The sequence below is a fragment of the Betaproteobacteria bacterium genome, assembly GCA_016713305.1.
Lineage (GTDB): Bacteria > Pseudomonadota > Gammaproteobacteria > Burkholderiales.
Window position 1 is genome coordinate 1 of sequence record JADJPK010000004.1, and the last position, 21768, is coordinate 21768.

Annotated in this window: 17 protein-coding genes and 1 pseudogene; 9 read left to right on the forward strand and 9 right to left on the reverse strand. The window is 65.6% G+C overall.

Annotated elements, in window-relative coordinates:
* The 3 genes from IPK20_00575 to IPK20_00585 form a co-directional block, all read right to left on the reverse strand.
* Positions 1–274 (reverse strand): diacylglycerol kinase (locus tag IPK20_00575; protein ID MBK8015323.1); only part of this gene is annotated, 274 nt, incomplete at its 3' end.
* Positions 275–436: 162 nt separating this feature from the next.
* A complete protein-coding gene (locus tag IPK20_00580; GenBank protein MBK8015324.1) occupies positions 437–1177 on the reverse strand; it encodes a carbonic anhydrase in 741 nt (246 codons plus the stop codon).
* Positions 1178–1196: 19 nt separating this feature from the next.
* Positions 1197–1859 (reverse strand): carbonic anhydrase, encoded by a 663-nt coding sequence (locus IPK20_00585; protein ID MBK8015325.1) that lies wholly within the window; start codon positions 1857–1859, stop codon positions 1197–1199.
* Between the two features lie 504 nt (positions 1860–2363).
* On the opposite strand from IPK20_00585, the pseudogene zwf reads away from it, so the two are divergent.
* The 4 genes and pseudogenes from zwf (at position 2364) to eda (ending at position 7108) form a co-directional block, all read left to right on the forward strand.
* Positions 2364–3857, forward strand: a pseudogene (zwf, locus tag IPK20_00590) (glucose-6-phosphate dehydrogenase).
* A complete protein-coding gene (gene pgl / locus IPK20_00595; GenBank protein MBK8015326.1) occupies positions 3847–4572 on the forward strand; it encodes a 6-phosphogluconolactonase in 726 nt (241 codons plus the stop codon). Before zwf ends, pgl begins: the two are co-directional and overlap by 11 nt.
* Positions 4573–4580: 8 nt before the next feature.
* Positions 4581–6449, forward strand: coding sequence for a phosphogluconate dehydratase (locus IPK20_00600; protein ID MBK8015327.1), 1869 nt, complete (start codon positions 4581–4583; stop codon positions 6447–6449).
* On the forward strand, positions 6446–7108 hold the full coding sequence (gene eda / locus IPK20_00605) for a bifunctional 4-hydroxy-2-oxoglutarate aldolase/2-dehydro-3-deoxy-phosphogluconate aldolase (protein ID MBK8015328.1): 663 nt from the start codon (positions 6446–6448) through the stop codon (positions 7106–7108). The genes IPK20_00600 and eda overlap by 4 nt, the downstream gene beginning before the upstream one ends.
* A gap of 64 nt (positions 7109–7172) precedes the next feature.
* Here eda and IPK20_00610 read toward each other — a convergent pair whose 3' ends face one another.
* Positions 7173–10502, reverse strand: a complete 3330-nt coding sequence (locus IPK20_00610; GenBank protein MBK8015329.1) for a carbamoyl-phosphate synthase large subunit — start codon at positions 10500–10502, stop codon at positions 7173–7175.
* Positions 10503–10760: 258 nt separating this feature from the next.
* On the opposite strand from IPK20_00610, the gene IPK20_00615 reads away from it, so the two are divergent.
* Positions 10761–11636, forward strand: coding sequence for an NAD(P)-dependent oxidoreductase (locus IPK20_00615; GenBank protein MBK8015330.1), 876 nt, complete (start codon positions 10761–10763; stop codon positions 11634–11636).
* 67 nt (positions 11637–11703) lie between these two features.
* Here IPK20_00615 and IPK20_00620 read toward each other — a convergent pair whose 3' ends face one another.
* From IPK20_00620 to IPK20_00640, 5 genes are all read right to left on the reverse strand, one after another.
* Entirely contained in the window at positions 11704–12372 is a 669-nt protein-coding gene (locus tag IPK20_00620; protein ID MBK8015331.1) for a sulfite exporter TauE/SafE family protein, read from the reverse strand.
* A gap of 6 nt (positions 12373–12378) precedes the next feature.
* Positions 12379–13926, reverse strand: coding sequence for a hypothetical protein (locus tag IPK20_00625; GenBank protein MBK8015332.1), 1548 nt, complete (start codon positions 13924–13926; stop codon positions 12379–12381).
* Between the two features lie 61 nt (positions 13927–13987).
* Positions 13988–14434, reverse strand: coding sequence for a prepilin-type N-terminal cleavage/methylation domain-containing protein (locus tag IPK20_00630; GenBank protein ID MBK8015333.1), 447 nt, complete (start codon positions 14432–14434; stop codon positions 13988–13990).
* A gap of 234 nt (positions 14435–14668) precedes the next feature.
* The gene (locus IPK20_00635; protein MBK8015334.1) at positions 14669–17020 is read right to left on the reverse strand and encodes an EAL domain-containing protein; all 2352 of its coding nucleotides are present in this window, start codon (positions 17018–17020) and stop codon (positions 14669–14671) included.
* Positions 17021–17081: 61 nt separating this feature from the next.
* Entirely contained in the window at positions 17082–18452 is a 1371-nt protein-coding gene (locus IPK20_00640) for a cysteine--tRNA ligase (protein ID MBK8015335.1), read from the reverse strand.
* A 379-nt stretch (positions 18453–18831) separates the two neighbouring features.
* Here IPK20_00640 and IPK20_00645 point away from each other — a divergent pair, with 379 nt between their 5' ends.
* From IPK20_00645 to IPK20_00660, 4 genes are read left to right on the forward strand one after another with little or no spacing between them, the layout of a single operon-like run.
* Positions 18832–19917, forward strand: coding sequence for a tetratricopeptide repeat protein (locus IPK20_00645; GenBank protein ID MBK8015336.1), 1086 nt, complete (start codon positions 18832–18834; stop codon positions 19915–19917).
* The gene (locus IPK20_00650; GenBank protein ID MBK8015337.1) at positions 19914–20531 is read left to right on the forward strand and encodes a hypothetical protein; all 618 of its coding nucleotides are present in this window, start codon (positions 19914–19916) and stop codon (positions 20529–20531) included. Before IPK20_00645 ends, IPK20_00650 begins: the two co-directional genes overlap by 4 nt.
* Entirely contained in the window at positions 20441–21157 is a 717-nt protein-coding gene (locus IPK20_00655; GenBank protein ID MBK8015338.1) for a L,D-transpeptidase family protein, read from the forward strand. The genes IPK20_00650 and IPK20_00655 overlap by 91 nt, the downstream gene beginning before the upstream one ends.
* A 32-nt stretch (positions 21158–21189) precedes the next feature.
* Complete coding sequence (locus tag IPK20_00660) at positions 21190–21762, forward strand: peptidyl-prolyl cis-trans isomerase (protein MBK8015339.1); 573 nt, start codon at positions 21190–21192, stop codon at positions 21760–21762.
* Positions 21763–21768 lie beyond the last annotated feature (6 nt).

Here is a 21768-nt window from a genome sequence, read left to right on the forward strand (position 1 = left end):
CGAACGTGCGTGCGAAATCGTTTTCGCCGCCGAACGGCAACAAGGCCACCTCGACATCCGTACCGGCGAAGGCGTTGGCTGCCGCCGCCATGGATCCATCCCCTCCAGCCACGACGATCCGCCTGGCGCCTTTGGCCAGCGCCGCCGCAGCTAGTTTGCGGAATTCCGTTCGGCTATGGGACGTGTAGAAGAAACCGGCCGGGATGCGCCGGCCGACCGTCTCTTCCAGTTGCCTGGCGAGGGAAGGCTCGATGGAGGCGGCGTTGGCGATCACGCAGGGGATCACGGCGCTGCACTCGATTGGGTCGCTACTGTTCCGGATTTCGGCAACATGCAGACGTTCTTGTATTGGTCTGGACAGCGTCGCCGGCAATTTTCCCTGCTGTCAGGCGCCAACACAAGTCACCGGGCGGCCGGACACCGGAATCGCTCCCCTTCACGGCTCGAAGCTCACCGTTCCGGAATCTTCGTCCAACATGGCGCCCACGACCGCGAGCCGGCGCTGCTGCACCAGCTCTCGCAGCACGGGGCTTTCCTCCAGGATCCGCCGCACGCTCAGGCGAATGTTCTCCAGCGTGGCTGCGCGAACGAGATCCTCCCTCGTACGTGTCGAGGCCAGGCCGGTCTGCGCATTGCGCACGGCGGGTTGCAGTTCGTGCACGACACCCGCCATGTTCCCCAGACTCCTTCCATCGCAGGCGTCGCGGACCGTGCTGCAGTGCGTGTGGGCGAGCACGACGATCAGATGCGCTCCTCCCACCTTGGACGCGTATTCGAGACTTCCAAGGACGTCCCGATTCACCACATGGCCGGCCACCCGTACGGAGAAGACATCCCCGACGCTCTGGTCGAACACCTGTTCCGGGCTGCTGAGCGAATCGGTGCAGCTCAGAATGCTGGCGAACGGGTACTGGTCACGAGCGGTGGCCATCACCCGGCGGTAGACATTGCGCTGCAACGGCCTGCCGGACACGAATCGTTCGTTGCCCTCCCTCAGCCAGCGCATGGCCTGATCGGGGGTGACAGCGGCCTGCGCGGACTTCGATAGCGGGCCCGAATCTTCGGCAGCCAAGGCAGGCACCTCCACGGCCGAGGCAGTCTCCGGTGCCGGCAGGACGGCGCAGCCACTACCGAACAGAGCAGCAACACCCAGAACCAGCAGACGCAGGCGCTTCACGGGAGATGGCGGCTTCCTGTCAGAGATGCAGCGACTCATGCGTCGCGACCTTCTCCGCCGGATGACTCATCTCCATGAACTCGACCTTTCCGGTTTCCACATCCAGCATCGCACCCACGACCATGAGCTTGCGCTGCTCGACCAGTTCGCGAAGGATCGGACTGTCCTCGAGAATCTGACGCACCGTCAGCTTCACGTTGGCCTCGGCCACGTGCTCGACGTACGCCTCGTTCTTCGAGTTGCGCGGGCTGCCGTCCTCCGGCACGGCGGCGACGGCCGGCTTCAGCTTCTCCAGCAGGCTGGTGAGATTGCCCATCTTCACGTTGTCGCACACCCCCTTCACGGCACCGCAGTGGGAGTGTCCCAGCACGACGATGAGACGGGAACCGGCGACCTTGGAGGCGTATTCGAGACTGCCCAGGATGTCCTTGTTGATCACATTGCCCGCGACGCGAGCGGTGAACACGTCGCCCACACCGAGATCGAACACGACCTCGGGCGCAGCGCGGGAATCGATGCAACTCACCACGCTGGCAAACGGAAACTGGCCGTGCCCGGTGATCTTGACCTGTTCGCGCAGATCCCGCTTGACCATCTTGCCGCTCAGGAAGCGGCCATTGCCATCCCGCAGGATCTTCAGCGCCGACTCCGGGGTGACGCGCCCCTGCCGCTCCTTGGTCATGGCCGCTCCGGCCACGTACGGAGCATCGGCCACCGCCGGTTCCTTGGCGGTCTCGCTGCGCCCGACGGCGGGACCGGATGCACAGGCGGCCAGAAGCAGGGCCAGGACCGAGAGGGACAATCTTTGGTGCAGGAACATGCGCGTTCTCCGTGATGCTGGTTCGGGTCGTCGACGATGGTTACGGCCGCGGCCGGAAGATCTTGAGCGGCGGGAACATCGTGCCGTTATCCTGCAGTGCCGGATCCGGCACGCATTCGTCATGCTTTCGCGCATCAGCCTGTACTATGTGCGAGGGACGCGGAGTCGCCTTGAGGAAGGTCCGATCGATCCGCGTGGTCTGCCAGGCAGCCGGCCATGGACGCCGGCGTCGTTGGCCGGCTCGGCGAGTCGCGCAATCTCGCCTCGGCCGTCCGACGGGACTTCCCGGCGAAGGCGGCCACTGACGAGACCTTCCCTGGACGCGGCCTGTCCGGTTCCCGTGTCGATGCCAGGAGTGAAGTGCCCATGACGGCTCGCATCATCCAGGTCGAACCTTTCGACCTCGTGGTCTTCGGCGCCACCGGCGATCTTTCCCGCCGCAAGCTGCTGCCGGCCCTGTTCCACCGCGACCTTGCCGGTCAGATCCCGCCCGGCGCGCGGATCATCGGCACGGCACGGTCATCCCAGACCACGGATCAGTTCCGCTCGGTCGCGCGCCAGGCGATCGATCCGGACACCCTGAGCACGGCGGAGGGCCCGGCCGCGGCCGAGCGATTCCTGTCCAGGCTGCACTACGTCAAGGCCGATGCGGCCACCGATTCGGGGCTCGACACGCTGAGCGCCCTGCTGGACGCCGAACGCTCCCGCATCCGCGTGTTCTATCTCGCCACGTCGCCCGAATTGTTCGGCCCCATCTGCAGCCGCCTTGCCGCACATTCGCTGGTGAGCGCGGACTCCCGCGTGGTACTGGAAAAACCCATCGGCAAGAACCTCGAGTCGTCGCGGGCCGTCAACGATGCGGTGGGGGCGGTATTCGCCGAGCACACCATCTACCGGATCGACCACTACCTGGGGAAGGAGACGGTCCAGAACCTGATGGCGCTCCGTTTCGCGAACGCGCTGTTCGAACCGCTGTGGAACGCCGCGCACGTCGATCACGTACAGATCACGGCCGGGGAATCGCTCGGCGTCGAGGGCCGGGCCGGCTACTACGACACCGCAGGCGCGATGCGGGACATGGTGCAGAACCACCTGCTCCAGCTCCTGTGCCTCGTCGCCATGGAACCTCCAGGATCGCTCACGGCCAATGCGGTGCGCGACGAGAAACTCAAGGTGTTGAAGGCCCTGAAACCCATCACTCACCGGGACCAGTCCACCGGCGTGGTGCGGGGCCAATACCGGTCCGGAGTCGCGAACGGCGGCTCGGTGCCGGGCTATGCGGACGAACTCGGCGCGTCCAGCAACACGGAAACGTTCGTGGCGCTGAAGGCCGAGATCGCCAACTGGCGCTGGGCAGGCGTGCCGTTCTATCTGCGCACGGGGAAGCGGCTGCCGCAGCGGGTGTCCGAAGTGGTGGTGGCTTTCCGGCCGATTCCGCATTCGGTCTTCGAAGACCGCGCGGGGACGATCCACTCCAATCATCTGGTGATCCGGCTGCAGCCGAACGAGGGCGTGAAGCTCTGGCTCATGATCAAGGACCCCGGCCCCGGCGGCATGCGATTGAAGCAGGTGCCACTGGACATGAGCTTCGCGGAGGCCTTCGCCGTGCGCAATCCGGACGCTTACGAGCGCCTGCTGATGGACGTGGTGCGGGGCGACCAGACGCTGTTCATGCGTCGCGACGACGTGGAAGCGGCATGATCGTGCGTCGACCCGATCATGGAACTCTGGCGGGACGGCGAGGAACCGCCCAAGCCTTACGCCGCGGGTACGTGGGGACCCTCCGCTGCGGTCGCTCTCATTGAACGGGACGGCCGCACGTGGCACGAGGACATGGGGTGGAACCGTGATGCCGGTTGACGAGGGACTCGCGCGGGCCGGCCACCGGTGGATCGAATGTCCCGATGGTGCCGTCCTGGCCAGCGAACTCGCGGATTTCGTCGCGGCACGCATCAAGGAAACATTGCGGTCGGCTCTGCGGGCTGCGATCGCCGTCTCCGGCGGCCGGACGCCGACACGCTTCTTCGAAGCGATGGCGTCGCGTGAACTGCCCTGGTCGCGCGTCGACGTGACGCTGGTGGACGAGCGCTGGACCGACGAGCATTCCGCGCGATCCAACGGCCGGTTGGTCCGCCGGCATCTCCTGCGGGACTTCGCCTCCCGGGCTGCGTTCCTTCCTCTGTACGACGGTGGTGAATCACCACATGCCTCGCGCGCGACCGTCGATGCCGCGGTCGCGCAGTTGCCCTCGCCGTTCGCGGCGGTCGTCCTCGGCATGGGAGAGGACGGCCATACGGCCTCGTTCTTTCCCGGTGCGCCCGAACTCGGCGCGTGCCTGGATCCCTCATCGGCGGACTCGGTGATCGCGATCGCCCCGGATGCCCCCGGTGAGGCGCGACTCACCCTGTCGCTCGTGAAACTTCTGGCGAGCCGGGCGATCGCACTGCATATCGAGGGTGATGCCAAACGATCGACTCTCGCGCGCGCCCTGGACGAGGGAGACGAGACCGAGCTTCCCGTGCGCGCCATCCTGCGGCAAAGCCGCACACCCGTCTCCGTCTTCTGGTGTCCCTGAGGAGTGCCATGCCCGTCCATCCGCTGATCGAACGCGTCACCGAGCGCATCCGCGACCGCAGCCGGGGGAGCCGGGGCCGATATCTCGAACAGATCGCGGCCGCCGGTTTGACGCGCCCGCAGCGGCAGGCGCTCGGTTGTGCCAACCAGGCGCACGGTTTTGCCGCGTGCGAGCCCGGCGACAAGGATGCGCTGCGCTCCGGCAGCGGGCCCAACATCGGTATCGTGACTGCCTACAACGACATGCTGTCGGCTCACCAGCCGCTGGAGCGCTTTCCGGCGCTGATTCGCGATGCTGCGCGTACGGCGGGAGGCACGGCGCAAGTCGCGGGCGGCGTTCCAGCGATGTGCGACGGCGTGACTCAGGGGGAAGCGGGCATGGAGCTCTCGCTCTTCTCCCGCGACGTCATCGCGCTTTCCACCGCCGTGGCGCTTTCGCATCAGTGCTTCGACGCCGCGCTCTATCTGGGCGTCTGCGACAAGATCGTTCCGGGGCTGCTGATAGGGGCGTTGCGATTCGGCCATCTGCCCGCCCTGTTCCTGCCGGCCGGCCCCATGACATCCGGCCTGCCCAACGACGAAAAAGCCAAGATCCGGCAACTCCATGCAGAGGGCAAGGTGGGACGGGATGCACTCCTGGAAGCAGAGGCGCGTTCCTACCACGGTCCCGGTACCTGCACCTTCTACGGCACGGCCAACACGAACCAGATGCTCATGGAGATCATGGGACTCCATCTTCCTGGTACCACGTTCGTGAATCCCGGCACGCTTCTGCGCGAGGAGATCGTACGGACCACGACCCGGCGCGCCATCGCCATCAGTACCCTCGGATCCGATCCCACGCCCATCGGCCATGTGATCGACGAGCGCGCGATCGTGAACGGCATCGTCGGCCTGCACGCCACCGGCGGATCGACGAACCACACCCTGCACTTCGTCGCCATGGCCGCCGCGGCCGGGATCCGCATCACCTGGGACGACTTCGCGGAGGTCGCCGGGGCCGTTCCCCTGCTGTGCCGGATCTATCCCAACGGCAAGGCCGACGTGAATCACTTTCACGCGGCCGGGGGCATGGGCTTTCTCATCGGCACCCTGCTCGATGCCGGTCTGCTGCACGAGGACGTGACCACGGTGAACGGGACAGGTCTGGGGGGATATCTGACCGAACCCTTTCTGGGGACGGACGGCGGGATCGAATGGCGGCCTGCCGCCCGCGAAACCTCCGACGCGAGCGTACTGAGGCCGGCGGGCGATCCGTTCCAGCCCACCGGCGGACTCAAGCTGCTTTCGGGAAACCTCGGCCGCGCCGTGATGAAGACCTCTGCGATTCCCGCCGATCGCCACGTGGTGGAAGCGCCCGCGCTCGTCTTCGATTCGCAGGAAGACGTGCAGCGTGCCTTCAAGGCCGGGAAACTCGACCGGGACTTCGTGGCGGTGGTCCGGCATCAGGGCCCCATGGCGAACGGGATGCCGGAACTGCACAAGCTGATGCCGCCGCTTGCTTCGCTCCAGGACCACGGGCGGCGGGTGGCGCTCGTCACGGACGGCAGACTCTCCGGCGCTTCGGGCAAGGTGCCGGGCGCCATCCATGTGACGCCCGAGGCCCTTGCCGGCGGAATGATCGGCAAGGTGCGCGACGGTGACGTCGTGCGCGTGGACGGTGTGTCGGGACGTCTCGACGTTCTGGTGGATGCGGCCGAATTGTCACGCCGCGAAACACCACCGCCGTCGAAGCGATCCGACTTGGGCGTCGGACGCGAACTGTTCTCGGTGTTCCGGCGGAACGCCGGTCCTGCCGATGCGGGCGCGTCCATCTTCGGCAACCCCGACGACGGCGACAACCGTGCGCCCGGACTCGATGGAGAACATACCGCATGAATCTCACCGCCGCTCAATCAGCCGTCGCTGCGGTCATGATGCGCGGCCCGGTCATTCCGGTGATCGTGGTCGACGACGTCACACATGCCGCACCGCTCGCACGCGCCCTGGTGGCTGGGGGACTGTCCGTGCTGGAGGTGACCCTCCGTACCGCGGCGGCACTCGATGCCGTCCGGATCATGCGCGACGCGGTGCCCGAAGCCGTCGTGGGCGTGGGAACGGTGTTGAACGCGGGACAGCTGGACCAGGCGCACGCCGCCGGCGCGGCCTTCGCGGTTTCTCCGGGTGCCACGGAGCCACTGCTGCAGGCGGCCGTCGATCATCCGGTGCCGCTTCTGCCGGGTGCGAGCACTGTTTCGGAGGCCATGCGGCTGCGCGAACTCGGGTTTCGTCACCTCAAGTTCTTTCCGGCCGAGGCATCGGGCGGCGTTCGCTTTCTGTCCTCGCTGGCCTCGGTGATCGCCGATCTGCGCTTCTGTCCCACCGGCGGAGTGACGCCGCAGAATGCACCGTCCTACCTCGCATTGCCCAACGTGCTGTGCGTCGGTGGATCCTGGATGATTCCCCGCGATCGGGTGGCCGCAGGCGATTGGACGGGCATCACCTCCCTGGCCGCCGAAGCTTCACGCTTCTCCGGTGGAGAAGGCAGACCGGTTTGATGCGCTCGATTCGTCGGCGCGGTCAGGAGTTCGAACGAACCCACCGTCCGGGACACGGTGCCACCTACCAGGTGTCGACCCACGCTCTGGCGCGCATGGCGGGTGAGCGGTCGGAGGGCGGCATCGCGCGAAGCCCGCGGACAATCCATTCGCGGGTATCCGCGGGATCGATGACGTTGTCGATCTCGAACTGCGTGGCCGCATTGAGCGCCTTGCCGCGTTCGTAGGCTTCGGCCACCAGGCGCTCGTACTCCGCCGTCCTCGCCACCGGATCGCCGATGGCCTCGAGTTCCTTGCGGTAACCCAGACGCACCGCGCCTTCGAGGTTCATCGGTCCGAACTCGCCCGTGGGCCAGGACACGGCGAAGACGGGACGATGGAAGCTTCCCCCCACCATTCCCTGTGCGCCGAGACCGTAGGCCTTGCGCAGCACGACCGAGAAGATGGGCACCCGCAGGTTCGCGCCGACGACATAGAGACGGCAGCAGTGCCGCACGAGCGCGGTCTTCTCGGCCTCCGGACCCACCATGTTCCCGGGGGTGTCGCACAGGGACAGCACAGGAAGCCCGTAGGCGTCGCACAGCTGCAGGAATCGCGCCGCCTTGTCGGCGGCATCCGCATCGATCGCACCGCCCAGCACCCGCGGATTGTTGGCGATCACGCCCATCGGTCGGCCTTCCACGCGAACGAACGCCGTCACCATGTTCGGTGCGAAGCGCGGGCGAAGCTCCAGCACCGTATCCGAGTCCGCCAGGATGTCGACTACCGCGCGAACGTCGTAGGCACGCAACCGGTTCTCGGGCACGACGTTGCGCAACCGTCGCTGGTCATGGGCGGTCCAGTCACTTACGCTGCCCTGGACATAGGACAGATATTGCCTTGCTACACGCACGGCCTCGCGTTCGTCGCGCACGACCACATCGATCACGCCATTGGGACTCTGCACCTCGACCGGCCCGACGTCGTCGGGCCGGAAGACTCCAAGCCCGCCACCTTCGATCATGGCCGGGCCGCCCATGCCCAGCGAAGTGTTTTCCGTCGCGATGATCACGTCGCAGCAGCCGGCGATGACGGCGTTGCCGGCGAAGCAGCGTCCGGACACCACGCCGACAAGCGGAACCTTGCCGGACAACCGAGCGAACGAGGTGAACGCCTTGATGTGCAGGCTTGCCGCATAGTGGATGTCGACATCCCCGGGGCGCCCGCCGCCGCCTTCCGCAAACGCGACCACGGGCCAGCGATGTTCGGCCGCCAGTTCGAACATGCGGTCCTTCTTCTCGTGGTTCTTGGTTCCCTGCGTGCCCGCCAGCACGGTGTAGTCGTAGGCCATGACCATGCAACGCGCGGCCTCGTCGGCGAACCGCTCGCCATTCACCCGGCCCGTTCCGGCGATCATGCCATCCGCCGGAGTGCGATCGATGAGATCCTGAAGGCTCCGGCGATGACGTTGCGCTGCGATGGCGAGTCCGCCGTATTCCTGGAACGACCCCGGATCGCAGAGATCCTCGATGTTTTCGCGCGCGGTCCGGCCTCCTGCAGCGTGGCGCTTGGCCACGGCCTCGGGCCGGGACTCGTCCAGCAGTTTGCGTGTCCGTGCATGAACTTCGGCCAGATCCGCGCGGATGCGGTCCGGATCTTCGTCCACCGCAGGACCCGTTCCCACCTCCGCCTCCGCATCGAGCCGGATCCCGCACAGGACATCGCCTTCGCTCACGAGCCGGTCCACGGACGCGGATACGGACTGCACCACGCCCGTCCCGGGAGCTTCGACGGCGTGCTGCATCTTCATCGCTTCTATGAATCCCAGCGTCTGGCCCGCCGTCACCTTCTCCCCGGGCCCGACGAGCCAACTCACGATCGTTCCATGCAGAACCGCACGGAGCAGCGACACCCCTTCGGCCGCGGCAGCATCGGATTCCGGCATGGGGCATGTCTCCTCGGCACCGGCATCCGGCCTTGACCCTGCAGGAGACAGCGCGCGAGCCTTCGCGGTCTGCGAAGCAATTTCGTAGGCGCGCGACACGAAGTCGGCGAACCGATCCTCGAACATCGTCGTGTGAAATCGCGCCGATGCCACTTCGGGACACTCCAGTACCGCCGCGAGGACATCCGCGTTGGTGTCGACCCCCGCTATGCGAAGCTCGCGCAGAGCACGGCCTGCCTTGGCAACCGCAGCGGAGAAGTCGTTCGTGCGCGAATGAACGATGACCTTGACCAGGAGAGAATCGTAGCGGCCACGCAGAGCGAGTCCCACCCGGCCATGCGTATCGCATCGCACCCCCGGCCCCCCTGGCACGTCGAAGGTCTCGATGGTTCCCACCGAAGGTGCCACGGCACCGCCGGTGAGCATCCTCTCCGCGTTGATGCGCAGCTGAATCGCGAACCCGGACGATTCGAGGCGGCCTTCTGCCTCCAGCTCCGTGTCCTCGATCCGCGCGCCGTTGGCCAGCTGGATCTGCAACCTCACGAGATCCAGTCCCAGGACTTCCTCGGTGACCGTGTGCTCGACCTGGATGCGCGGATTGGCTTCCACGAACACGAAGCGTTCGCCCCCGGATGCGTCCACCAGGAATTCGAATGTGCCCAAGCCCGTCAGCCGCGCCTGCGTGGCCATGGAAAGTGCAGCTTCGGACATCCGGTCCAGGAGCCGCGGCGACATGTGCGGGACTGGCGCGATCTCGATCAGCTTCTGCCGTGCGCGCTGCAGCGTGCAATCGCGGCTCCCCAACGCCACCGCGCGCTCGCCATCGCCCGCCACCTGGATCTCGACGTGGCGGCAATCGGGCAGCAATTCCTCGACGTAGAGGCCGGCATTGCCGAACGCTGCAAGCGCTTCGGCGGCACACTGCTCCACCGCCGATTCGATGTCCTCGACGCTCCGCACCGGCCGCATGCCCCGGCCACCGCCACCGGCGATCGCCTTGACCATCACGCCACCGGTCGCTTGTTCCTGGAAGAACCGCCTTGCCTGTCCCGCAGTCACCGGGCCGTCCGATCCGACGGCGACGGGAATCCCCAACGACTGCGCGAGCCGTCGCGCCCTGGTCTTGTCGCCGAAAGTTTCCAGTGTCTCGGGGTCAGGCCCGATGAACATCAGACCAGCGGCGCGGCACGCACGTGCGAAGGCGGCGTTCTCGCTCAGGAAGCCGTAGCCGGGATGCACCCCGTTGCACCCGCTTGCCAAGGCGGCATCCACGATCGCTGCCATGTCGAGGTAAGCGGCCGGACCCGATTTCGCGAGGCCCCACACCTCGTCGACTCGATCGACATGCGGACAGTCGGCATCGTCGGCCGCATGAATGCCGACGGTGCGCGTTCCGAGATCGGCAGCCGTGCGGGCGATGCGCACGGCGATTTCGCCACGGTTGGCGATGAGAAGCTTGCGAAGGTTCATGGCATCCCGGTCAGGAGGTCGAACGGTCAGCGCACGTCCCGCTCGCGATCCGGTTCACCTCCCGGCATTCGAGCCGGGGCAGCGGGGCCGGAATGCACACGGAGTGTCGCCTCTTGGCGCGAGGATATCGGAAGCGTTCTGCCGGCTCCATGTCTCGCCTTTACCAGGTGGCATGGCGCACCCTGTGTACTTGACAGGACCCGGTGGCCCGCAGAGCATCCTGCGCCTTGATCAGGCGCTTTCTCACGGAGGTCTTCCATCATGCGTGTCGCTTTTCTGGGTCTTGGAGTCATGGGCTACCCCATGGCAGGCCATCTGCTGAAGAAGGGCGGCCACGATGTCACCGTGTACAACCGCTCGCGCGCAAAAGCGGAGCAATGGGCTGCCGAGTACGGCGGCAAGTCCGCCGCAACACCGCGAGAAGCCGCCACGGACTGCGATCTCGTGATGATGTGCGTGGGCAACGACAACGACGTGCGTGCTGTGGCCACGGGAGAGAACGGCGCGATGGCGGGCATGAAGACCGGCGCGGTGCTGGTCGACCACACGACCGCATCGGCCGTCGTCGCGCGGGAACTGCACTCGGCATGCAAGGATCGCGGTCTGGGTTTCGTGGACGCTCCGGTATCGGGCGGTCAGGCGGGCGCCGTGAATGGACAGCTCGGGATCATGTGCGGTGGAGATGTCGCCGACTTCGATCGTGCCAAGCCGGTGCTCGACATCTACGCCAAGAGCTGCGTCCTGATCGGCGGACCGGGCGCAGGCCAGCTCACGAAGATGATGAATCAGATCTGCATTGCCGGCGTGCTCCAGGGTCTGGCGGAAGCAGTCGCCTTCGGCAGGCATGCAGGCCTCGACATCGAGAAGGTCATTTCGGTCATCTCCAAAGGCGCTGCTCAGTCGTGGCAGATGGAAAATCGCTGGAAGGCGATGAACGACATGAAGTTCGACGGATTCGGATTCGCCGTCGAGTGGATGCGCAAGGATCTCGCGATCTGCCTGGACGAAGCCAATCGCAACGGCGCCCGGCTGCCGGCCACCGCTCTCATCGACCAGTTCTATGCGCAGGTGCAGGGACGAGGCGGCAGCCGTTGGGATACCTGCTCGCTGATGCATCTGCTGGGCACCGACTGACGGGTCTCGAGGTCCTCGAGACCTGCATGAATGGTGTGGCGGGGGGGTGGAACGAAGGTCGCGCTCATCAGTCGGGCCTTCCCTGGTCAGGTGTGGTGCGGGCGAGCCAGTTCGACCCGGCGAAGGCCCCGGCCGCCAGACCCGGGAGCAGCGGACCCGCCAGAGACCAGTCGACATCGCCCAGCAAGGCAAGTGCGGCGAGCGCGGAAAGATTCGCGATGGCGCCGTAGGACCGCGACTGGGCCACGCCACGAACGTAGCTCGCGCCGCGAGACGCCACCGAAGCCAGCGCGTACACGGTTCCTGCGCCGAATCCCCACATTCCGACGTAGAGGCCGAACCCTGCCGCGGTGGTGCTGCGGCAGTCTCCGGCCCGCACCATCGCCCCTGCACCGCAGCAGGCAAGGCACAGCGCGGTCCATCCCAGGATCCCCAGGCTCGTGAATGTGCGTTCCACTGCAATGTAGTGGAGCAGACAGGCGCCCGCTGCGCCGCAGCCGAGAAGCACGATCGCATCGCGCCAGCGAACGTCGCAACCGGCGTGTCCATCCTGGCGGAAGCCGGCGATCGAGCCGGTATCGTTGACCGCGGCGTGAAGCTTCACGATGCCGAACGAAGCCGCGAGCGAGACGCCATCCGCGCACAGAACCCCCAGGAGAAGCCCTCCGCCGAAGCCACCCGCACCGGACAGAACGCCCGCCCCGAACCCCAGCAGGAGCATGAGGTACGTGTGCACCCCGGTTCAGTCCAGGGGATTCGCGGCGAGGGGACGCCCGGCGTAGCGCTCCACGTGCTGCCGGTCGAGAAGAGGCAGCAGTACGAACTCGGTGAGTCCGGCCGACCGGAGCACCGCCGCCGCAAGATGAAGATGCACGTGGTAGTTGTTGTTGGACAGCGCCGAGGCGGTGTCGGAGAAGTACGGCGGCACCCGGCTCTCGTCCGCCCGGAATGCAAGGATCGCATGCGTGCCGTCGCCTGCGCGCCAGAGTTCGGAAACCCGCGTAGGGCTCGAAATCGGAATTCGCCCGCCGTTGGCTCCCGCATCGAGATAGGAAACACCGGCGATCAGCGCGCTCTGCGGCATCTCGTTCTCGTTCCAGATGAATACGCGCGAAGGCTTCAGCGGATCGTCTCCGTAGTACCGGTAGAGATCCAGCGGCAACGTTCCCACAGGCACCGGCCGCGAGACGAGCACGCGAGGTTCACGCAGATCGAGGACGCTGACGCGGTAGCCTGACGGCAGCGGGTGCAGGAGCATTCCCGTGCCGTGCATCGCTTCCACCGAATAGATGGCGCCGGCATGGATCAGGAGAGCCGTCACCGCCACCGTCCGGACGTGACGTCTGGCCGCTCGTGGGGGCTTCCAGCGCAGCAGCACCGGGACGGCGAGCGCCGACACGAGAATCAGGGTCGCATTGAAAGCGGAGCCGTAGTCCTCTCCGCCGACGCGCCACCACAGGGCCAGGTAGGCGGCGAGAAGGGCAATGCAAGGTCCGGTGAATTTCCTCAACAGCTGTCGCAGATGCCCGGCGTCGCGAGCGGCACAGAGGAGGAGCAGCACGAGGAAGGACGGCAGAAACCGGTAGGTCAGCGGCCCGCCGTCCACGATCGTCTTGATGCAGTTGAGCGCCGCGAAGAAGTACGCCCATATGAGTGCCCAATCGTCTCGATATCGCGTGGCGATGCCGGGCAGGAGCGCGAATGCCGCAATGCACGAGGCGAGCAGGGCCGCGCCCACGGAGAGCGCGAATGCGCCCGGCGTGCGTTGCGACAGCGCAAGTCCCGTGTCGTAGTTGCCGGGCAGTGCCGCGATCCAAGGATCCAGGACGGCAAGGAGCGCCTTGCCGACATGCGTGTGCAACAGGAAGCTGTAGGTATTCTGCTCGCCGAGCCAGTGATAGCCGTGCAGAGTCGACGGAATGCCGATGGCGGACGCGTAGCGGACATGCATCGCCAGCACGATGGCGTGACCGAAGACAAGCGTGCCGATCAGAATGACCGCCAGTGACCGGTCCCGCGTGGGAGACCCCTCTGCATTCCGGCCGCGCGGCAACGCAAGGAGACCGGAGGCGATCGCTCCCGCTGCCAGAATCTGCAGCGTGGCGGCAGAGGAAGTGGTGTGAAATACAGGATCGATCAGCCATTTGAACAGAACGCGAACCGTGTCGTTCAGCAGGACGAGCGCGAACGACACGCTGCAAAGGACTGCACAGGTCAGGAGACCCCAGCGGGCGGAGGTGTGTCCGGCGAATCCGGTGCGTACGGCAGCGAGAAGAGGCAGAGCGCGCATCGCCTTGCGTCGTATCGGCCCAGTTACCGTGAACGGTTCGAGAACATCGATCAGGCCTTTCCTAGTATGCCGGCGTGGCCGACCAGGCGATGCCGCTTGCGCTGTTGGTGATCGTGACGCTGCGGCCGGACTTCGTGTTGAAGCTGATGGTGTTGCCGCTGCATGCGTTCTGCACCGGATCGGAGAATACCGAGGACCTCAGGCCGGCCAGAGCGATGTAGTGGCCACCCCAGGAATTGCCGTTGGGACCGATCTGCGGATTGGAGGCGCACCGCACGATCTGATTGAGACTCAGCTCCGAGTGACTGGCGTAACCGACGCCCGCCACGGTCATCTTGGTGAATGCCAGGGACTGGGCAGCCGCCAAGGCTCCGGTGAAGCTCTGGATGCTCGCGCGCTCGGCATCGCCGGTGAGGTCGATGAATCGGGGCAGAGCGATCGCCGCGAGAACGCCCAGGATGACGATGACGACCACGAGTTCGATGAGGGTGAAGCCGCGAGAGACCACTGCCAATTCCGCAATTCCTTGATGCGCACTGAACGGATGCGGCGGGAATCGGGCATTCGGGCTCTGTCGAGCACGAACGACGCCCGCCGACGACACTTCAGAATACGGAAGACATTTCGGCGCGGGCGGCGCTTTCTTGAGGTTCGAAACGTCCGGGTCGGACGGAGGGAAAAGCGGGGCGCGGGCGCGGTTCCGAAAGAGAAAGGGTGCGAAAGCCGGCGGGAGCGCGGGGTGTCAGTCGACTTCCTGGCCGGAAGCAAGCCGGGGCCGGGAGAAGTAATGACCCTGCGCCCAGTCGACGCCGATGTCGCAGAGAACCTGGGCGGTCTCTCCGTCTTCGACGCATTCCGCCACCGTCTTCAGTCCGAACGTGCGCGCCGTCCCGACGATGGTTTCCACGAGTTGACGCACACGCGGAACATGAATCAGCTCCCGCACCATCCATCCTTCGAGCTTGAGGAAGTGGACCGGCAGTTCGGCGAGATAGCGGAACGACGAATACCCGCTGCCGAAGTCGTCGAGCGCGAGCCGGAAACCCACTTCCAGCAGTGGATCCAGATGAGCGCGCAACGTGCTCATGTCCGCCGTCTGGCGCTCGGTGATCTCGATGACCATGGGATTCTCGCCTCCCTTCAGCATGCGGAAGGCGAGCGCCTGGTCGCACAGCGTGGTGACGAGGTCCTTGTCCGCGAGCGACTGCGCAGAGAGGTTGATGAAGTACGCATCCAGCACGGTGGAACGCTCCACCGCTTCGGCCGTGCGCTCCAGCGCGCTCCGGGTGACCGTACGGTCGATCGCGTTGATGAGATGCAACGCTTCGGCCGCCAGGATGAACTGCTGGGCCTGGATGATCGCTTCCTCCCGCGTCCTGATCCGCGCCAGCACCTCCTCCCCCACCAATTCGCCGGTCTTGAGATCCACGATCGACTGGAAGGCGGGGAGCACTCGCGACTCGTGCAGGGCGCTTTGCACCTGCGAGCCCTCCCAGATCAGCCCGGTACGCGAACCGCCCCCCGAACCCGCCACGAGCACCTTGTCCCGTCCCGTGTGCTTCGCTTCGTACAGGAGTGCGTCGGCTGCTGCGAGGAGCTGCTCGATGCTGTCCACCTGCGACGAGTAGAGCACGATGCCGATCGACACGGTGATGGGCAGACTGCCCACGGCAATGGGAACCGGATTGGACTTCACGAACTTGCGGGCCCGCTCCCCTGCGTTGACGGCTCCGCGCGCATCCAGACCATGCAGGCACATGAGGAACTCCTCCCCGCCCCAGCGGGCGATCCAGTCGCCGCCCCGCAGATTGCTCTCCAGAGTACGGGCGAGATGGATCAGAACCTGGTCGCCGACATGGTGGCCATACTGATCGTTCACGAGCTTGAAGCGGTCCGCATCCACGAGCGCCACGGCAAACGGGCTCTTCTCGCGTCGCGCACGGCTCCACTCCACTTCCAGCCGCGCCTCTGCCGCCCGACGGTTGAGCAGGCCGGTGAGGTGATCCTCCATCGCCAGGCGCTCGATTTCCTTCTCCTGCGCCTTGCGATCGCTGATGTCGCGTTCGATGGCGATCCAGTGGGTGAGAACGCCGCGATCGTCGCGAACCGGCACGACGGACAGCTCCACCCAATAGGTCGTGCCGTTCTTGCGATAGTTGACGAGCTCGCGGTGCCCCTGGATGCCTCGCGCAATGCAGTCCCGCAGGGCTTTGCGACCATCCTCGCTGGTCGCCGGCCCCTGCAGGAACCTGGGGTTGCGGCCGGTGGCCTCGTCCTTCGTGTAGCCCGTGAGGCGCGTGAACGCGGGATTCACGTACACGATCTCCTGGCGGGCATTGGTCACCACGACCACCTGGTCCGAACAGTCGATGGCGGTGGAGAGCAACCGGCGCTGCTGGGCGTCATGCACCGCAGCTGTCGCGTTGACCGCGAATCCGTGCAGGACTTCCTTGGAGCGGTCGCGCTCCCGGTACCCCACGATCTCGAGGGACGGTCCGCCGTCCGACACGACTCCCGTCAGCACGCGCGCGGTGGCACCCGGCAGCGTGCCCATCGCCAGTTCGTCGTAGGCGTCGGGATCCAGGATGCTGCGGATGTCGTTGCCGAGGATCTGGTCGGGCTTACGATCGAACAGCCGGGCGAAGTTCTCGTCCGCCGACAGCACACGATGGTCGGCGAGGCTCACGGAAAAGCGGCCGATCTCCGCTGCTTCCAGGAATTCCCGCTCGTAGCGTTCCGAAATCATCCTCTCGCGCTCGGTGAACGCGTCGGTGAGCTCCAGCAGAGAGCCGCCGACGATCAGTTCGACGAGGCGGCTGGAGTTGTCGAAGACCTGATCGAGGCAGCGCTGGGCGAGCCCGGCATCCCCTGCCCGCACCGCCGTGAGACACGATTCGGCGACGACCAGCAGCTCGCCGTGGACCCGCTGCAGTTCCTCCCACGAACGCCTCAGCTCCGGGTTTCGCAGTTCCGCGGCGAGGCCGCCGGCGCCCGAACGCACCCAGTCCCAGTATTCCGAGTCGATCGTCTCGACCGCCTGGCCCGTGGCGACGCTCTGCACAAGCCGGTGGATCAATGCGAGGTGCCGCTGCATCGCGATGAGCAGCGGCGGGAAGGCCGTGCGGAACTGGTCTATGGCAGTCCTCCGTACGTTGTCACTTCCGTCTCCAAGTCGTGCCCGAGGAAGAATCTTCCAGCACGATCCCGGCATCCGTGAGTTCGGCGCGGATCCGGTCCGCCTCGGCAAAGTTGCGCGCCTTCTTCGCCGCGGTTCTCTGGGCGATGCTCGCTTCGATGTCGCTGTCCGAGAGTCCGCCGCTTCCCGGACCCGAGCGCAGGAACTCCGCAGGCTCGCGCTGCAGGATGCCCAGGAGGGCTCCGAGTCGAAGGAGCAAGGCAGAACGCGCCGGGGATTGCGTCCTGTTCACTTCGTTGGCCAGTTCGAACAGGACCGCGCACGCCTCCGGCGTGTTGAAGTCATCGTCCATGGCCTCGCGAAACCGTGTCGAGCAGGGATCCGCCCAATCGATGGGAGCGTCGATCGGCGGTACGTTCCTGAGTGCCGTGTACAGCCGCGTCAGCGCGCTGCGAGCATCCTCGAGATGCTGATCGGAGTAGTTGAGCGGGCTGCGATAGTGCGCACGCACGATGAAGAAGCGGACCACCTCGGGGTCGTAGCGGGACAGCACGTCGCGGACCGTGAAGAAGTTGCCGAGGGACTTCGACATCTTCTCGTTGTCGACGCGGACGAATCCGTTGTGCATCCAGTAGTTCACGAATGTGTGACCGTGCGCGCCTTCGGACTGTGCGATCTCGTTCTCGTGGTGCGGGAACTGGAGGTCCTGGCCGCCGCCGTGAATGTCGAAGTGCTCGCCCAGCAACTCCTCGCTCATGGCGGAACACTCGATGTGCCAACCGGGTCGCCCGGGTCCCCAGGGCGAGTCCCACTGCGGCTCACCCGGCTTGGCGCTTTTCCAGAGCACGAAGTCGAGCGCATCGCGCTTGTTGCCGTCGACGTCCACGCGTTCCCCTGCGCGGAGGTCTTCCAGCGATTTTCCGGACAGGCGGCCGTAGCCGGCGAAATTGCGCACGGAGTAGAAGACGTCGCCGTTCGCGGCGGGGTACGCGAGTCCGCGTTCGACGAGCTTCGCGATGAGACCCAGCATTCCGGCGATGGACCCGGTGGCACGAGGCTCGTGGTCCGGCCGCATGACACCCAGCGCGTCGGCATCCTCGTGCATCGCAGCGATGAAGCGGTCGGTAAGCGCGGTGATGGTCTCACCGTTCTTCGCGGCCCGCTCGATGATCTTGTCGTCGATGTCCGTGATGTTCCGGACATAGGTGACGCGGTAACCCTGGGCCCGCAGCCAGCGGACCACCGTGTCGAAGACGACCATGACTCGCGCGTGGCCGACGTGGCACAGGTCGTAAACCGTCATTCCGCAGACGTACATTCGAACTTCCCCCGGACGGATCGGGACAAAGTCTTGCTTCTGGCGGGTCAGCGTGTTGTGGATGCGAAGCATGGCTACCGGCTGTGCGAGTGCGCGGCACGGGCCGGCGCACGGGTTACTCGGGAAGAGAGCCCGTTGAATTCATGGACAAGCCGCAGTCGGGCGCCCGCGGTAGTACCATGGGGCGTCCAGTCTCTATTGGGCGGCAAGTGTTGAAACGAACATACCGGAGGATCGATTCCGGCGCCACAGCTACCCGGCGAAGCCGGCAGCGGGGCGGCAGCGGAAGCGGCAGGCAGAATGGGGAACGCTGGAGCGCCGCAGGAGAACGCGTCCGTGATCGATGCATTCTGCAATTGTGAGGGGCGCCCCTTGTTGTTAAAATCGTTCCTCAATACAGCAACATATCTGCGATATCTCGCAGAGAAACTTCAAAAAAAAGTATAGCACGATGATTCGGTTAAGCAGTGCCCTCGCCTGCGTCGTTCTCGCCCTCGCCACTCTTGTTCCGGCACATGCTGCAACCGACGATTTCCAGGAAGCGCGCCGGCTCCATGCACAGGGCAGCCTTGCCTCCGCGATGGACAAGGTGGATGCCATCCTGGCAAGGCAACCGCGCGACGCCCGCGCCCGCTTCCTGAAGGGGGTGATTCTCTCCGAGCAGGGAAAACAGCCGGACGCCATAAAGATATTCACCGCCTTGACCGAAGATTTCCCGGAACTGCCGGAGCCGTACAACAATCTCGCCGTGTTGTACGCCGCGCAGGGGCAGGACGACAAGGCGCGGCGAGCTCTGGAGACGGCGATCAGAACCCATCCTTCCTATGCCACGGCGCACGAGAATCTCGGCGACATCTACGCCAAGATGGCGCGGGAGGCCTACGACAAGGCGCTGCAGCTGGATTCCAACAACAGTTCGGCCAGGGCGAAGCTGGCCATGGTGAAGGATCTCTTTTCACAGCGCCCAGGCTCGGCCCAGCCCCTCGTGAAGTCGGCCGTTGCCGACCCGCCCGTGCCTCCGGTTCCCTCGACCACGCCATCGGCCTCCGCTTCGCCCGCCCCTCAGCCCAGCGCTCCGGCGGCAGGATCGCCGCCGCCAGCCGGCAGCAAGCCACCCGCGCCCTCGGTGGACAACGCACCGGTGCTCAAGCCCACCGCCACAGACAAGGAACCGCCCGGCCGGGAGACGGCAGACCCGCAGGCGGACGTGCTGCGCGCGCTTCAAGCCTGGGCCAAAGCCTGGTCGGCGGGAGACATCAAGCAGTATCTCGGTTTCTACGCTCCCGGTTTCCGTCCCCCTGGCGGCCAGAGCCGGGCGGACTGGGAACAATCCCGCCGCGACAGAGTGGGCAAGGGCAAGCGCATCACGGTCCAGGTGCAAGGGCCCAAGGTCACATTTGCCAGACCCGAAGAGGCCGTCGTAACCTTCAGGCAGTTGTACCAGTCGGAGTCGCTCAAGACGAGCGGCAGGAAGCGTGTCACGATGATCCGCGCCAACGGCCGGTGGCTCATACAGCAAGAAGAAGTGGTCCGATGACTCCACGCGCGCAGTTCTGGTCCGGCACCCTCAGCGCCCTCGCCGCGGCAGCGACGGTCGCCTGTCTCACGGCCGATACCCTCGCCATGGGCGGCAAACCGCTTCATGCGACCCGCACCGTCGAGCGCAAGCTTCGTGCAGGTGAAGGCCCCGAGGCTCTGCTGGTCGGCGTGCTGAAGGACATTGCGGAAGACCGCCTGGCAGCAGCGCACGACCAGCTCGACCGACTGCTGCAGGCCAATCCGAACTTCCGGCTCGCTCAGCTCATCAAGGGCGATCTGCTGATGGCCCGGGTCCGCCCTCTCGTGACGATGGGCAATGCACCTGACGGCCCCGCAGACCGTCTGGCCGACCTGCGCGACGAAGCCAAGGCACGGTTGCAAAGGCAGCAGCTGCCCTTGCCCGGAGATCGGGTTCCGCGCAACCTGCTGCGCCTGGCCCCGGAGCAGAAGTTCGCCATCGTCGTCGATACGACCCGCTCCACGCTGTTCATGTTCGAGAACCGCGGCGGTACGCCCACTACGTGGGTGACTACTACATCACCATCGGCAAGAACGGCGTGGAGAAGAGCCGCGAAGGTGACAAGCGCACCCCGGTGGGCGTCTACCACGTGACGGCCAATCTGCCCCGGGCCAAGCTGACCGATTTCTACGGTTCCGGAGCCTTCCCGCTCAACTATCCCAACGAATGGGACCGCCGCAATGGCCGGGACGGGCACGGCATCTGGCTCCACGGCACTCCTCGCGACACCTACAGCCGGCCTCCGCGCGCATCCGACGGATGCGTCGTTCTCACCAACCAGGATCTCGAATCCATCGAGAAGTACCTTCAGGTGGGGGTGACGCCGGTGGTCATCGCCAACGACGTCCAGTGGGTCTCCAATGCGGATGTCGGCCAGTCGCGCGCCGAACTCGAAACGGCGATCGAGCAATGGCGCAACGATTGGGAAAGTCTTCAGACCGACCGCTACCTGGGGCACTACGCCAGCGGTTTTTCGTCCGGCAGCGCCGGACTGGCCGAATGGGCGGCGCAGAAGCGGCAGGTCAACGCCGGCAAGCAGTGGGTGAAGGTGAAGCTCGACGACGTGAGCCTGTTTCTCTATCCGGGCCAGCAGCCTCTCGCCGTGTCGACTTTCACTCAGGACTACCGCAGCAACAATCTGTCGAACGTGATGAAGAAGCGGGTCTACTGGATCCGCGAAGGCAGCCGCTGGAAGATCATCCAGGAAAGCGCCGCCTGATCCGCAGCATCGACCCCTTCGGAGGAAGACCCATGAAATTCGTCAGCACCCTCGCGGTGTGCGCGGCGCTCGTTTTTCCGGCGCTCTCCGCATCTGCACAGACCGTGGAGTTGAAGACCAATCTCGGCGTGATGACCATCGAGCTGTATGGTGACAAGGCCCCGAAGACCGTCGAGAACTTTCTTCAGTACGTGAAGGACGGCTTCTACAAGGGCACCATCTTCCACCGCGTGATTCCCGGCTTCATGATCCAGGGGGGCGGATTCACCAAGGACTATGCGCAGAAGCCCACGCGCGAGCCGGTGCAGAACGAAGCGAACAACGGACTGCACAATACGGTGGGAACGCTCGCGATGGCGCGGACGGGCAACCCGCACTCGGCCACCGCGCAGTTCTTCATCAACGTCGTGGACAATCCTTTCCTGGATCACACGGCACCCACCGGCCGCGGCTGGGGTTACTGCGTCTTCGGCAAGGTGATCAAGGGAATGGAAGTGGCGGAGGCCATCGTGTCCGTCCCGACAGGACCCGGCGGACCGTTTCCGACCGACGTGCCGCAGAAGACCGTCGTGATCGAGGATGTGCGCGTCCTCGGAACAAAATAATCAGGA